Origin of the sequence: Nostoc sp., assembly GCF_036919555.1 — a bacterium.
GTDB lineage: Bacteria > Cyanobacteriota > Cyanobacteriia > Cyanobacteriales > Nostocaceae > Nostoc.
In genome coordinates this window covers 1-13,235 of sequence record NZ_JBALCS010000046.1, presented here as the reverse complement: position 1 = coordinate 13,235, position 13,235 = coordinate 1, and the positions used below count along the sequence as shown (strand labels likewise).

The window sequence follows — 13,235 nt, the reverse complement described above, 5'->3', positions numbered from 1 at the left end:
CGTCATTTTCGGAGATGTCTAATGTTAATATGTGGGCTATGAGGCTTATTTTGTCTGCATCCTAGCCTATTTTGTCATTTCGGAAGCAATACCGACTACGGTCTTGCTATGTGAACCGAAATTATTCTTGGGTTGCCTTGGGAACAATCACCTGGCTGACCACTGATTAATAGCTGAACTGGCCAGTTGTGCCAGAAAGCATCTCGTAACATATCGTGATACAGTGTATGTCCTGGGTCAGTTGGGCTAGTGTGATAACCGGCATAAAAACCTGGGCAGCCCGCCGGATTAACAATAACGGATGCTGTGGTATTGACTCCTAGAACATCTGTTCCCCAGCCAGCCTCCAAGCTGGTTATCGTCCCTGAAGCTGTCCAAACTGGGTTAGCTGACAATGCAGGTTGAGTAACACCCATTGCGTTCATCTTTGGGATTGGTGGTGGGCAGATGTCGCTATTAGTTTAGTAGTTGCAACTTTTACTGGTTTAAGTGCTTTACCCCTAGTCCAAGAAACCCTGAAGATTTTTTTGGAGTATGCACCGGAATCAATTGACCCCATTGAGGTGGAAATATCTCTCAAATCTTTTCCTGGTGTTGTCCAAGTAGAAAAACTTCATATCTGGACAATTAGCTCAAATAAGGTAATACTTTGCGCTAATTTGACAGTTGAATGTGCAACAACCCAAGAACGCGATCGCTTACTCACTAAGCTGCAAGCTCACCTCCAAAAAAACTTTAATATTGCTGAAATAACTTTGCAGCTAACTAGCTGTAGAAAACCTTCATTAATGCCAATTCATCCTTTATTTAACCAAGATATAGTTTTAATGTTGTCTGCGAATAAAACGAATTAAAAGCAAAATAATAGCTAAATGCGTAAATACTATCTCAATTAACTAGACAATTAGGGGCAATTCATGAATTGCCTCTATATGAGCAACTTGTTAAATGTAGACAAACTTCCACCAGAGTGTAATAGCAAGAATTATTGTTTTTTAGTTAATGTCACTATCAAACACAAAAATCCTTTTGTCTTTTTATTATATTTCCTAAAATCAATATTTAAACATGATGCTTATTGGCATTATTACGATTTCCAATTGGTTATTTACTAGGAGGTTTACTCAATCATGACTTTAATTCCCAAATTCCAAATGATTTCATTACTGAAACAGTACAAACGCACACTAGTTTGGTTCATATCTGGTCTGTTTCTGGCAGTCGTGTTGTTCTTCGGAACATCGAATCAACAACCAGCAACTGCCTCTAACCAGAGTCATACCACACCCTCTACTCAGCTAGATGTAACTGCTACGAACTCAGACTTCAGTGCTACTCATCTAGAACCCAATTTTTATCAGTATTAATGGCTAACAAATTAACTTTAAGGCGCACTGAAATGATTTCACTTTTGCGAAAGTACAAGCGATGGCTAGCCTTGACTATGGTTGGCTTTCTCTCTACCGTTCTGCTGATATTTGGTAATTCTGTTTTTCAGCCCACTATGGCGGCTGGTAATGGAATTAATGTAATTATCATGATTGGCGATGGTATGGGTTGGAATCTGGCACGGGCCGCAGCCGTTGCCAAAGGCGCCCCCTTTTACACTAGTGGTAAAGGCTCAGGTCTGAGCTTCCAAAAGCTAACTGGATATGGACTAGTGACCACCTATGGCACAACGATTCAGGGAAATACACCAGCCAACCCAACAGGTCAGCCCCACCTAACAACTAACTCTGCTCTGGATGGGTCTGATACATTCACAGGTGCAAGTCCTGTTCGTCCCAACTTCTCATTCCAGCCTACTCCTTTTAATCCAGGCGATCGATTTGATGGCAACAGTTTGGCAGATGGTAATTTGACAGGTTACGACCCTAGTAAGGGCGGCCCTGTTCCCTGGATTCCTCTGACCCCTGCTAATCCTGGTACTTATGACAAAGAGTACATCAAACACAGTTATCCCGACTCTGCTAACACCGCTACGACTCTTTATACGGGCGTAAAGAGCTTTAACAACGCGATGGGTGTAGACATTTACGAGAAAAAGTTGAAAACCATCCTGGAAATTGCCAAAGAAAAAGGTAAGTCTACAGGACTAGTTACTTCCGTACCCATTAGCCACGCAACGCCTGGTGCTGCCGCTTCTTTTGTAAATCGTCGCAGCAAATACGATAGTAAATACGACCCTACCAAGAGCAACCAAGACAGTATTCTGCAACAGACATTGCTAAACTTTCAGCCTAATGTCTTGTTGGGTGGCGGTCATCCCAAAGATTTTGAAAATCAAGCCAGTACAAGTACAGTCGATGGTATCTTTAAATATACGTATATTATAGAAGACACCTACCAGCATTTGAAGAAAAATCCTACGTCCAATCGTTACGGCTATACCTTTTTGGAACGTGGTCCGAATGCAACTAAGACACTGCTAAACACGGCTGCTAAAATCGACCCGAATAAAGGAGGCAAATTATTTGGTCTGTATGGTGCCCGTGGACAAGATGGCAACATTCCTACCAGTTCCTCTAAAGGTGACTACAGCAGCACAGGTCTGGGTAACTTCACACTTTATAGCTCTGTTGTCAAGGCTGTAACTCCCTGTCCATCAGGTAAGATAATTACTGGTACCATTGCGGATTGTGTTCCTGTCATTGATGCAGCAGGTAATCCCATCGCTCCTAATGCTCCTGCACCCGATACTGTGCGTCCTCTGGCTCCTGGGGAAACCGATGCCAGCTTTATCGCTAAAGAAATTAACGAAAATCCAACTTTAGCTGATTTAACCAAAGCAGCTCTAAAGGTTCTAGGTAAAGACAAAGATGGTTTCTGGCTGATGGTTGAGGGAGGTGATGTAGACTGGGCTGCTCATGACAACAACATGGATAACCTCATCGGTACCATGAATGATTTTGATAAAGCAGTTCAGCAGGTGATTAGTTGGGTAAATAATCATGGTGGTTGGAGTAAGAACCTGCTACTTGTTACTGCTGACCATGACCACTACCTGACTCTGAATAATGACTTTGTTTCAAAGCTAACTCCCAATCCTGATCCTAATCTGGCTAGAGGCTTGAAGTATAACGCTAAGGACATCACCTTCAACAAGCACAACCCTAAAGATGCTGGTCACTTCTGGGGAGCTGATCCAAATTACAAGTACCTCTGGGGCAACCATAGCCGACGGATTGTACCTGTTTACTACCAGGGTGCTTATTCATCAACTCTGACTCGATCCTTCGGAGAAAAGCTCAAGTTTACAGATAGCTCTGGTACTTACAGTGCGCCCGGTGTTCGAGGAGTAGTTGATCAGAGTCATATCTTCCAGGCTATGAAAACTGCGATCGTCAGTCCCTGAACTTACAACTATTTTCAGGTAAGTAGACCACGTAGTAAGGGCACAGCATTGCTATGCCCCTACGACAGATGTGGTTCAAATACTTGAATTCATGCTGTAATACACCGCTTCACTGAACACTGACTAGAAAAACTTTGTGTTGCAGAGACGTGTGTTACCACGTCTCTGTTTCATAAAACTATTTCGATATTTTTGTATCTGTTCTTAAATCAAGGTAAAAAAATGACTGACTCCATCTTTAAGAAGTTAGCAGCTATAACGGTGGGAACTGCTCTGATTTTTGCGGTAGGCGAAACTATGCCCGTTCAAGCAACACAACTCACTTATAATTTCTCTAACGAGAATAAAACTCTCACAGGCACTTTTTCCTTTGACCAAGCAGCAGCAGAGGATCAACAAGTAACGATCGCAGAAGGGTTAAAGATTTTTGCTACCTATGGTGGCCAGTCATACACTGAAGCAGATGATCATTTAGCGTCAGTTTTAACCGACTTTTCGGGAACAATTTTGAACCAAGCGGGATTGGGCTTGAATTTTACACCTAGCATTTTTAATATCTACCGTGATAGTTTTATCGATCTGAATGATTCCACTGCTGCGGGTGTTCAAACCGTCACTTACACCAGTGTCCCAGAGCCAAGTTTTATGCTTGGATTGTCTGTGTTTGGGTTGGGTTTGTTCTTAGCGAAAAAGACAGCATCTTCTAGGTCTGTTCACTAATGATTAAGTAGGGCTATGTAGCTCTATCGGCAAATTTAGATGAGAGTTAACCACAATTTAGATTATATAGATTGTGGTGTTGTAAATACTCAATGGTTTTAGGCTCATATATACCCAATCATGGTAAAATAACCACTAGAAAACATGTGATTAAGCAATGAGATTAGTAGAGCGCCATATTATTAAAATCGGTCATCAATTTTACAAAGAAATAGATGATTTAGCATGGCGTTCAAAAAACCTCTATAACTATGCGAATTATTTGGTAAGGCAGTGGTTTCATCAATGAGGGGAAATACCTAAATAATGCGGCTATATTTTATCTGGTAAAACAGCATGAGTCTTACATGGCACTGCCAAGAAAGATAAGTAATCAAATGTTGATGGTTTTGCATCGAAATTGGAAATCATTTTTTGAGGCACAGATTGCATATAACGAAAATCCATCCAAATTTCGTGGTCGTCCAAAACTACCAAAATATAAAGATAAAACCAAGGGGCGCAATTTAGTAATTTATGAACTTGGGGCGATATCCAAAAAAGCTCTGAAAAAGGGATTGATTAAATTATCTCAAACCAGTATTGATTTCCCTACATCGGTGGCTGAAGTTTTGGAAGCAAGAATAATTCCCAAATCTGGACAATATGTGATTGAAATTGTATACAACAAAGAGGTAACACCAGAAGAACTGAACCCCGACTTGGTGGCAGGTATTGATATTGGGTTAGATAATTTAGCGGCGTTAACTTCAAATAAGCTTGGGTTTAAACCAGTACTTGTTAATGGACGACCGTTAAAGTCAATTAACCAACAATACAATAAAGTCAAGGCAAGTCTCCAGTCTCAACTCAAAGGCAATGCTAAAACTTCTAAACGTATTAATGCCTTAGCGTCTAAGCGTAACAATCAAGTTGATAATTATCTACACAACGCTAGTCGCTGGATTATTAACCATCTATAGGACTCATATCTGATTTTTGAACAAGATTTCGGATAAAACCCTGATCAAACGGGATTTTCAGTCTCAGTATGTTTTCAGAAATCAAATCGGATTCCTATAGTTACTCAGCGTATTGGGACGCTTGTCATTGGTAAGAACGACCAATGGAAGCAAGAAATTAATCTCGGCAGTACCACAAATCAGACGGCAGTTGCTACAACGGGGGGAACCCCCGCAACGCACTGCCTCAACTTCGTTAGTATTCCTCATGCTCGGTTTATCGAGCAGTTGCAATACAAAGCTGAATTGGTAGGGATTGCCGTTTTGATTAATGAAGAAAGCTATACTTCAGCTTCATCGTTCTTGGATTCAGACCCAATTCCGGTTTATAAAAAAGGTCAAAAGCACATATTTAGTGGGAAGCGGATTAAGAGGGCTTGGTACAAATCTGCTGATGGGAAGCTCATCCATGCAGATATTAATGCCAGCCTCAATATTACAAGAAAGGTAGTCCCAGCGGTCTTTGGTCTAGGGATAGCGGGTATTGCAGTTTACCCATTCCGAGTAATGCCGGGAAAAGTTGCTTAAGGATATTTGTCCATAAAGTTACTAACTGTCTGAGTTTGCTGACAATCTGCCTATAGGTTGTTGCATCAAGAAAATATACATGGATTAGTTCAGATATAATAATGACTCATTCTTTGTTTTCCTAACTGGAGAAATTAATGGGTCGCGCCAAAAAGGTTGTCCTGGCATATTCTGGTGGAGTGGATACCTCAGTTTGCATCCCCTACCTCAAACAGGAGTGGGGTGTGGAAGAGGTGATTACCCTAGCAGCAGATTTGGGTCAGGGAGATGAATTAGAGCCAATTCGAGAAAAAGCTCTGAAATCGGGTGCAAGTGAATCCCTAGTGGCGGATGTCAAAGACAGCTTCGTTAAAGATTACGCCTTTGGAGCGATTCAAGCCAACGCTCTCTATGAAAATCGTTATCCTCTAGGAACTGCCCTTGCTCGTCCACTGATTGCTAAAGTATTAGTAGAAACGGCTGAAAAATATGGTGCTGATGCGATCGCTCACGGTTGCACCGGCAAAGGTAACGATCAGGTTCGCTTTGATGTCTCTGTAACCGCCCTGAATCCCAACCTGAAGATCCTCGCACCAGCCAGAGAATGGGGGATGAGCCGCGAGGAAACCATCGCCTATGGTGAAAACTTTGGTATCCCCTCACCAGTCAAAAAATCTTCTCCTTACAGCATTGACAAGAATTTGCTCGGTCGTAGCATTGAAGCTGGTTTACTCGAAGATCCCTCATTTGAGCCACCAGAAGAAATCTATGAGATGACCAAAGCGATCGCCCACACTCCCAACGAGCCAGAGTACATCGAAATTGGTTTCCACGGTGGCATTCCCACAACCCTCAACGGTATAGCTAAAAAGCCAGTTGAGCTAATTGAACAACTCAATCAGGTGGTAGGAAATCACGGCATCGGACGGATCGATATGATTGAAAACCGTTTGGTGGGGATCAAATCGCGGGAAATCTACGAATCACCCGCGATGTTAGTTTTAATTCAGGCACATAGGGATTTAGAAAGCCTGACATTAACAGCAGATGTTACCCATTACAAGCGTGGGATTGAAGAAACTTATAGCCAAATCGTTTACAACGGTTTGTGGTACAGTCCACTAAAAGTTGCACTGGATGCCTTTATTCAAAAAACACAAGAGCGAGTCTCTGGAACTGTACGAGTGAAGTTGTTCAAGGGTAACTCTACGATTGTTGGGCGTTCGAGCGATCATTCCCTTTATACTCCCGATTTGGCAACTTACGGAGCCGAAGACAAATTTGATCACAAAGCTGCTGAAGGCTTTATCTACGTTTGGGGACTACCGACTCGCATTTGGTCGCAGCAAGTTCGAGGTTAGGAGACGCGATTAATCGCGTCTGTACAAGGAGTTAGGAGTTAAAAATGCAAAGTACAAAAAGTGAAAGTTAAAAGAAATAACTTTTCACTTTACTCCTCACTCCTCATTACTCATTTCCTTAACTTGGCGAGACTCTAACCACAGGGGGACAACAATTAAGGCAGCGAGGATCAGTAAGGCTGCGATCGCAAATTGACCCACCCAAGCAACCAATTGTTCTAAAGAGATAATTTTGCCAGCAAAAAAAGCCAATGTCACCATCAAACTAGCCCAAGCAACTGCTCCTAACAAGTTGTATAAAAAGAATTTTCCGAAGGGCATTTCGGCTATACCAGCTAGTGGTGCAGCAAAAACTCGCAACAATGCCAGAAAACGTCCAAAAAATACCGCTTTAGCAGCGTTTTGAGTAAATTGATCTTTAATTTTCAGTAGCCGTACTTCCGAAATCCGAAGTATACTACCAACTTTTACCAGGAAAGTCCAACCGCTAACTCTACCAACCCAATAGCCACAAGTGCCGCCAATGACAGCACCCATAATTGCATCACCGAGAACCAGCCAGAAATTTAGTTCATCGCTACCAGCTAGAAACCCGCCTACTAAGGTTACGGTTTCACCAGGAAGGGGAATGCCTAAATTTTCTAGCAAAATACCCAAAAAAATTGCCCAATAGCCGTAACTGTGGGCGACTTCCTGGATATTTTCTAGTGAAATCAACTCTAAAGACATCCCGCACCACCGTGTTTACAAATTTTCACTTTTACTATATTTTTGCTTGTTTTTGAGTGGGGTGTCAATCAAACCACTACATTCAATGATTAAGTCATTATCATTAGTTATTATTCTGAATAATCCATAACTTATAGTCTATGGTATATATTGATTTTCGACTATTAACTAGGCAATTTTTAGGCATTCCTACCACAATTTCATATTTTTTTAAAAAAAAATAAAAAATTTATAGAATATTTATAAATATCCCGGAAAATTATGAAAATCTTGTAAAAGATACGGTTGATACCGAAATTGTTAGGCGATTATGCCTATATTGATAAAAGTTATCACAAATTATACGGCATGAATACTGAAATAATCGCTCTCAATTGCACGACTGCAATTGCCCAAATATCAGGGTAAAACAGCCATTTTGCTATTGAAGGAGAAGAGGTATTGATGTCTTTTTTCAATTTTTTGTCAAGTGTTCCAATTACCCTGTTAAATTCATGACTCTCACACAAGAATTTCAAGTGATTTTGTTTAAACCCCAAGGAAGCATAGATTTGCAAGGCGGTAAGGTTTTGAGTGAACAGATGGCTGGAGTAGTGCCCCAAGCTCATCAACTCTGGGTTATCGATCTAACAGAAGTTAATTTCATGGACAGTTCTGGGTTAGTGCCTTTAGTAAAAGGGTTGAAAGCTGCACGTCAGAGTGGTTGCCGCTTGGTTTTATGCAACGTGCAAGCTCCTGTACGGTTAATTTTGGAACTTACCCAATTAGATTCAGTGTTTGAAATTTTTCACACTTACGAAGATATTTTTCCCATCGTCAAAGATAACGGTCTGGTGCTAGCAGCCTAATTAATAAATCTACCTATAGAAGGATGGTGGAGTCCAGCAATCTTTGCATTTTTTCACATTCTCAAAGATAACAGTCTGGTGCTAGCAGGCTGATTTTCTTTTCTGTCTAGAGAAGAATACTGAGAAAAAGTCATGGTTTTGAGCTAGGTAATATCAATGGCAGATGAATGTATCTGCTTATTGAAAGCCAATCTACTTAAACCAGTAAAGTAGGATATCTCCAAAATTGGTCAAAGCAATGCAATTGTTTGTGACACTCCCCAGCCTATGAAAGAGAGGGCTTTTCAAATTACTCTGAGCTAATTGTTCTATGTCCGACGCAACTAGTGCAAGGAAGCAGGAGGTAAGAAAGTTAAGAATCTCAGCCTTTGCGTTATTTCTAACTCTATAGTTATTTTTGTCTTGATGTACTACTTGGATTTCTCCAAGATCCTTTCCGCGCTAATTTCTTACCTCTTCGATTCCACCATGATGGCAACTTTAGGCATTCTGGGGAGTCGAAATGTTAGTTTGTTCGGATGCTGGCCGGGGAAAATTTGGCAAATCAATGCCGCTATGACTAGCATTGCGGGTTTTAAGTGCCAAACGATAACTCACACTTTGCAGTTCTGCTTGTAGTTGGCGGTTTTCCCGTTGTAGCATTGCTACCTTTTCTCTGACTGGTGTCATCCGCTCCTCAAACTTGCGCCGGTAAATTTGAGGTAACTCTTGTACTACTTGCTCCAACATCCGACTGCGATCCGTGAGTTCTTGAACTGACTGTCGCAATTGGTAAATTTCGGAGTCACGAGTTGTAATTTGTTCTTGGTAGAACGCCACCTGCTGCTCCACAGCTTGGAGTTGTTCTTGTAAAGCCTGCAACTGGGTTATATCCTGCTCAAGCTCCGGCTGCTGGGGCATAAAACTAGTATTACCCTTTACCAACCGGAAGAGTTCTTGAGATAGTTGTTGCACTAATTGATCGCGAAGTTGCAACTCTTGGCGTAGCTGCGATACTTCCGTAGAGAGAACTTGAATGTTGGGTGTATCAGATTGGCTCACAGTAGCTTACAGCTCCCATTCAGAATCTTGTCCACTCTTAGGTATAACTGCGGGAGTACTACCTTTGGCAAGTATTTGTTAATTTAGCATTCCCAGACAAGTCACGAGAAAAGAAAAAGACAAAATTTTACTGAATGGAATTGGCATTGGGCATTGGGCATTCTCCCATTCTCCCTGCTTTCCTGCTCCTCTGCTCCTCTGCTCCCTATCACTTAGACCGTTGCAGCCACTTTAGCGGGTTTTTCCTCTTCGATATCCTGCTTAACTGTCAAGTAGCGAATCACTTCTTCACTCAAGCGCATGGCGCGTTCAAAGGGGGCGATCGCAGTTGCAGGCGCATTGTAATTTAACTGGATGTAGATGCCATCGCGGTGTTTTTTGATTTCATAAGCGAGACGACGCTTACCACGATTTTGAATTTGGATATCCTCGGCACCTTGATCGCGAAGCAAATTCTGATATTTAGTAATTGCTTGCTCTGCCTGTTCGTCTCCCAGGTCAGGACGGAGAATATACATTGTTTCGTAACTTGTAGTCATATTTTTCGGTTTCCTTATGGGCAAAAATGGCTGCTGATGTTAATTTATACCTATTTTAATTCAAAATGTCAGTATTAAACAACATCTGAAGCAACAAGGAATTATAATCTTACCAGTTTTCAATTTGAATTATTAGTCAAATCGCCGAAGTTTTATATAGAGGTGTAGGAGTGTCACCAAGTAACAATCCAGTTTTTGGAGATCGCCAGCAAATTGATCAAGCTATTAGCTTCGCCAAGGGGTATCTTTCTTTAAGGGCATGTATAGCGATCGCTATTTTGGTCAAGGCTCAATCGGTTCCCTAAATAGCTAACTGAGGATTGCTACCTGCTCACAGCAACAAAAAAGCAGAAAAAGGATATTGATCAAGGTTATGGCGCAGCGCTATGTGCGAATTCAAAATCAAGAAGGGCAGATTTATTATGGGTTACTCCAACTATCCCTGAATGTCCAGGTGCTAGATGCTCCGCCCTGGTTACAAGGAGAACCCACTGATTTAACTTTGACACCAGAAAATTACCAAATTCTGGCTCCTTGCGCTCCCTCAAAAATTGTGGCGGTGGGTAAAAATTATGCAGACCATGCAGCCGAAATGGGAACTCCAGTACCTTCTGAGCCACTAATCTTTCTCAAGCCACCCACGTCGATCATTCCGTCTGAGAAAGAAATTAAATATCCTTCCCAGTCACAAAGAGTTGACTACGAAGGAGAGTTAGCATTAGTGATTGGCGATTACGCCTTTGAATGTACACCAGAGGTAGCCCAAACCAAAATTTGGGGCTACACCATCGCTAATGACGTCACAGCGCGGGATTTACAAAAACTGGATGGTCAATGGACGCGAGCCAAAGGTTTTGATACTTTCTGTCCCTTGGGGCCTTGGATTGTACGGGAATTAAATCCAGGAGCGAGATTGCAGACTTTTTTGAATGACGACACCAATCCAGTCCAATCTGCCTGTATCGATCAGATGGTGTTTTCCCCCGATGTTCTAGTTTCCTATATCAGTCAGGTGATGACGCTATTACCTGGTGATTTGGTGCTTACAGGTACGCCGGAGGGTGTAAGTCCATTGCATCCAGGCGATCGCGTCCGCGTAGAAATTGAAGGCATTGGTCGCCTGGAAAACACCGTAGTGACCCGTTAACTTCTAACGCACTTGCATATACACTGCATCGGAAATCGCCGGAATTTCCGCATAACGTCCGCTCAACGACTGGATGACTGAATATCCAACTGCTGCCACTACGCCTAAAAAGATGGTGTTGGCTACTGTTTCTATTGTAAAGCCAGTACCAGGAACCTTTCCTAAAGCTCCCACCAGTATGGAACACAAAAATATAACTATGTCCAGAAGAATTGCCTGCATTGTGTTGAAACGAATGAAGTGACTGATTTTTTCGTTTCTTACCACCAATAGGAACAACGCAAAGAACACGATTAGTTGTCCAAATTGTCCTAAACTACCGTAAATTATTAGCACTGGTTGCAGCGGTAAAAGCAAGACTTTTAGTGCTGGAAACTGATTCAACAAAAAGCTGCCAAAGACTAAACCATCAATTAGGGGCAGCAAATAAGGCAAGGAAGCAAAAATCCGATCTGAAACCGTTGTAGACCCACGCCAAGACATTATGCGTTCTCCTGTGGTTAAATTTTTATAGTTACTTGAGCTTAGGATAACGCAGTTGCTTGGTTTTGCTGATAAATTCAACTATTCTATATGGGCGATGCGAAAGCCCATCATACACTCATACTGGTCTGGCTGCTGTTGAGTAAGTTTGTGAATGGCTTGACCACAGCGCAGTTGACCCCCACGCCAACGGGGTTGACCGCTTCGGTCAGCCAGTAAACAAGACTGGCAAACTTGCTCAGGGGCAAGGATTTGCTCGTCTATTAAAATGACTAGCATCGAATCTCTCCTGTAAATTCTCATTGTCACCCACATTTCACTTAGGTGAGGACACGCATTGTAGCGGTTCAAAGAGCCGCTTCAGATAGATTGGATGCGTTTGGCGCGGTTAAGTGTTGTGATTGGCGATGGGCTTTGCGCCCAGCATGGGCGATCGCAGAGGACACTTAAGAGCCAGATCCTACCTCTTTGTAACAAAAATGTGAACAACACAATTCAATAAAAATTGTCAAGCGAATCTTAATTTATTGTAGGACTTACGCACTGTCCAAAAGGACTATCATGTGTATCAACGAAAATCCGTTGTTTCAGGCTATTGGCTACTAGCTGTCTTATCACTAGCGATCGCAGGCTAATAGTGAAAAAATCAAACTTAAATGCCTGAGAATCAATACTCATATTTAATTACTTCTGTCAATGCGTAAGTCCTTTATTGTATGTTGTGTCTATTGCAAATTGGAATTTTAGTAAAAAATAATACAAAAGTATTCGCACTGAGTTGAGCAGAGGCAGCCAACGGTATTCATAGGAATACACCTGACTTTTCACGGTATGTGGAAAAGGTAAGTAAAACTGAGTTAACTTGATAGCCATTTAAGTGATGCATTTACAAAATACTGAGGTAAACTGGCAAGCAAGGTAATACACAATATTACTGGGCAGGCTCGTTGGTCTGGGTATCACTCACAATGGAACACTGGCAATTTCTGATACAGAAACAAGGCGCTCGCTCGTGGCATATCCTAGAATCTCCAAATTTGGAAATTTTGGAAGGGCAGTATAGAGTTTTGGCTCGTTCTAAACTTCCTAATACAGACGTGGAAGTGCGGGTAACTCACTCTTCAACCCAGGAAGTTCAACCAACGCGGCGAATTTTAAAGCGATCGCGTCGCACTAACTCAGAAGGCTTAATGGCGGTAATTCCTTTTACCTACTTCCACACAGGAGTTTGGGAGTTGCGCTGTTGCGGCGATTTGATGTCGGATCTGTTCGGTAAATCTTGGCAGTACAGTGTTCAACTTCAAGTATTGTCCCAGGAAAGAAAGGGGGAGCAAGGGGAGCAAGGGGAGCGAGGCGAGCAGGGGGAGAATGTAGAATCAAATTCACTTGATCACCCAGATACTGTTTCTGGAAACTTGGAATCTATTGCCGCAGCAGAAGCCGCAATTAGCTTAGATAAAGCGATCGCTGTTTCCCCAGAACTGACAATTGCCAAAGACAGCAA

The 13,235-nt window shown here is 42.1% G+C and carries 17 protein-coding genes and 1 pseudogene; 11 read left to right on the top strand and 7 right to left on the bottom strand.

From position 1 onward, the window contains the following. Positions 1-95: 95 nt before the first annotated feature. Positions 96-416: a hypothetical protein gene (locus V7K36_RS13590; protein ID WP_335116456.1), complete on the bottom strand. Its 321-nt coding sequence runs from the start codon at positions 414-416 to the stop codon at positions 96-98. Between V7K36_RS13590 and V7K36_RS13585 the strand changes: the two genes are divergently transcribed. The 7 genes from V7K36_RS13585 (at position 402) to V7K36_RS13555 (ending at position 6,944) form a co-directional block, all read left to right on the top strand. Then, the gene (locus V7K36_RS13585; RefSeq protein ID WP_335116454.1) at positions 402-854 is read left to right on the top strand and encodes a cation transporter dimerization domain-containing protein; all 453 of its coding nucleotides are present in this window, start codon (positions 402-404) and stop codon (positions 852-854) included. The genes V7K36_RS13590 and V7K36_RS13585 overlap by 15 nt on opposite strands. 276 nt (positions 855-1,130) lie before the next feature. Continuing rightward, positions 1,131-1,367 (top strand): hypothetical protein, encoded by a 237-nt coding sequence (locus V7K36_RS13580; RefSeq protein WP_335116452.1) that lies wholly within the window; start codon positions 1,131-1,133, stop codon positions 1,365-1,367. Between the two features lie 77 nt (positions 1,368-1,444). Further along, positions 1,445-3,355 carry an alkaline phosphatase gene (locus V7K36_RS13575; protein ID WP_335116486.1) on the top strand — a complete coding sequence of 637 codons (1,911 nt, stop codon included), beginning with the start codon at positions 1,445-1,447 and terminating at the stop codon, positions 3,353-3,355. A gap of 222 nt (positions 3,356-3,577) precedes the next feature. Next, positions 3,578-4,075 (top strand): PEP-CTERM sorting domain-containing protein, encoded by a 498-nt coding sequence (locus V7K36_RS13570; protein ID WP_335116450.1) that lies wholly within the window; start codon positions 3,578-3,580, stop codon positions 4,073-4,075. Positions 4,076-4,422: 347 nt separating this feature from the next. Beyond that, the gene (locus tag V7K36_RS13565) at positions 4,423-5,037 is read left to right on the top strand and encodes an RNA-guided endonuclease InsQ/TnpB family protein (protein ID WP_335116448.1); all 615 of its coding nucleotides are present in this window, start codon (positions 4,423-4,425) and stop codon (positions 5,035-5,037) included. 90 nt (positions 5,038-5,127) lie between these two features. Continuing rightward, the gene (locus tag V7K36_RS34110) at positions 5,128-5,604 is read left to right on the top strand and encodes a zinc ribbon domain-containing protein (protein WP_442948462.1); all 477 of its coding nucleotides are present in this window, start codon (positions 5,128-5,130) and stop codon (positions 5,602-5,604) included. 137 nt (positions 5,605-5,741) lie between these two features. Then, positions 5,742-6,944 (top strand): argininosuccinate synthase, encoded by a 1,203-nt coding sequence (locus tag V7K36_RS13555; protein ID WP_334946335.1) that lies wholly within the window; start codon positions 5,742-5,744, stop codon positions 6,942-6,944. Positions 6,945-7,040: 96 nt separating this feature from the next. Here V7K36_RS13555 and V7K36_RS13550 read toward each other — a convergent pair whose 3' ends face one another. Continuing rightward, entirely contained in the window at positions 7,041-7,673 is a 633-nt protein-coding gene (locus V7K36_RS13550; protein WP_335116444.1) for a DedA family protein, read from the bottom strand. 494 nt (positions 7,674-8,167) lie between these two features. Between V7K36_RS13550 and V7K36_RS13545 the strand changes: the two genes are divergently transcribed. Then, a complete protein-coding gene (locus V7K36_RS13545) occupies positions 8,168-8,521 on the top strand; it encodes an STAS domain-containing protein (protein ID WP_334946331.1) in 354 nt (117 codons plus the stop codon). A 480-nt stretch (positions 8,522-9,001) separates the two neighbouring features. Here the strand turns inward: V7K36_RS13545 and V7K36_RS13540 are convergent, their stop codons facing one another. Beyond that, positions 9,002-9,562: an Npun_F5560 family protein gene (locus V7K36_RS13540; protein WP_334946330.1), complete on the bottom strand. Its 561-nt coding sequence runs from the start codon at positions 9,560-9,562 to the stop codon at positions 9,002-9,004. A 212-nt stretch (positions 9,563-9,774) separates the two neighbouring features. Further along, positions 9,775-10,101: a 30S ribosomal protein S6 gene (rpsF, locus tag V7K36_RS13535; protein WP_334831418.1), complete on the bottom strand. Its 327-nt coding sequence runs from the start codon at positions 10,099-10,101 to the stop codon at positions 9,775-9,777. A 170-nt stretch (positions 10,102-10,271) separates the two neighbouring features. Here rpsF and V7K36_RS13530 point away from each other — a divergent pair, with 170 nt between their 5' ends. Together V7K36_RS13530 and V7K36_RS13525 are read left to right on the top strand one after the other, a co-directional pair. Beyond that, the gene (locus tag V7K36_RS13530) at positions 10,272-10,406 is read left to right on the top strand and encodes a hypothetical protein (protein WP_335116442.1); all 135 of its coding nucleotides are present in this window, start codon (positions 10,272-10,274) and stop codon (positions 10,404-10,406) included. A gap of 68 nt (positions 10,407-10,474) precedes the next feature. Continuing rightward, a complete protein-coding gene (locus V7K36_RS13525) occupies positions 10,475-11,248 on the top strand; it encodes a fumarylacetoacetate hydrolase family protein (RefSeq protein ID WP_335116440.1) in 774 nt (257 codons plus the stop codon). 3 nt (positions 11,249-11,251) lie between these two features. On the opposite strand, the gene V7K36_RS13520 is transcribed toward V7K36_RS13525, so the two are convergent. The 3 genes from V7K36_RS13520 to V7K36_RS13510 form a co-directional block, all read right to left on the bottom strand. Beyond that, complete coding sequence (locus V7K36_RS13520; protein ID WP_335116438.1) at positions 11,252-11,731, bottom strand: Tic20 family protein; 480 nt, start codon at positions 11,729-11,731, stop codon at positions 11,252-11,254. 81 nt (positions 11,732-11,812) lie between these two features. After that, on the bottom strand, positions 11,813-12,010 hold the full coding sequence (locus tag V7K36_RS13515; protein ID WP_335116436.1) for a hypothetical protein: 198 nt from the start codon (positions 12,008-12,010) through the stop codon (positions 11,813-11,815). Positions 12,011-12,250: 240 nt separating this feature from the next. Next, a complete protein-coding gene (locus V7K36_RS13510; RefSeq protein WP_335116434.1) occupies positions 12,251-12,409 on the bottom strand; it encodes a hypothetical protein in 159 nt (52 codons plus the stop codon). Between the two features lie 290 nt (positions 12,410-12,699). Between V7K36_RS13510 and V7K36_RS13505 the strand changes: the two are divergent. Then, a pseudogene (locus tag V7K36_RS13505) lies at positions 12,700-13,235 on the top strand (hypothetical protein); the annotation flags it as partial.

Bases quoted from the DNA above. Each gene is read 5' to 3' on its own strand.
- V7K36_RS13520 (WP_335116438.1), bottom strand. From the start codon at position 11,731: ATGTCTTGGCGTGGGTCTACAACGGTTTCAGATCGGATTTTTGCTTCC.
- V7K36_RS13580 (WP_335116452.1), top strand. From the start codon at position 1,131: ATGACTTTAATTCCCAAATTCCAAATGATTTCATTACTGAAACAGTAC.
- V7K36_RS13555 (WP_334946335.1), top strand. From the start codon at position 5,742: ATGGGTCGCGCCAAAAAGGTTGTCCTGGCATATTCTGGTGGAGTGGAT.
- rpsF (WP_334831418.1), bottom strand. From the start codon at position 10,101: ATGACTACAAGTTACGAAACAATGTATATTCTCCGTCCTGACCTGGGA.
- V7K36_RS13575 (WP_335116486.1), top strand. From the start codon at position 1,445: ATGGTTGGCTTTCTCTCTACCGTTCTGCTGATATTTGGTAATTCTGTT.
- V7K36_RS13525 (WP_335116440.1), top strand. From the start codon at position 10,475: ATGGCGCAGCGCTATGTGCGAATTCAAAATCAAGAAGGGCAGATTTAT.
- V7K36_RS13510 (WP_335116434.1), bottom strand. From the start codon at position 12,409: ATGAGTATTGATTCTCAGGCATTTAAGTTTGATTTTTTCACTATTAGC.
- V7K36_RS13570 (WP_335116450.1), top strand. From the start codon at position 3,578: ATGACTGACTCCATCTTTAAGAAGTTAGCAGCTATAACGGTGGGAACT.
- V7K36_RS13515 (WP_335116436.1), bottom strand. From the start codon at position 12,010: ATGCTAGTCATTTTAATAGACGAGCAAATCCTTGCCCCTGAGCAAGTT.
- V7K36_RS13565 (WP_335116448.1), top strand. From the start codon at position 4,423: ATGGCACTGCCAAGAAAGATAAGTAATCAAATGTTGATGGTTTTGCAT.
- V7K36_RS13545 (WP_334946331.1), top strand. From the start codon at position 8,168: ATGACTCTCACACAAGAATTTCAAGTGATTTTGTTTAAACCCCAAGGA.
- V7K36_RS13550 (WP_335116444.1), bottom strand. From the start codon at position 7,673: ATGTCTTTAGAGTTGATTTCACTAGAAAATATCCAGGAAGTCGCCCAC.
- V7K36_RS13590 (WP_335116456.1), bottom strand. From the start codon at position 416: ATGGGTGTTACTCAACCTGCATTGTCAGCTAACCCAGTTTGGACAGCT.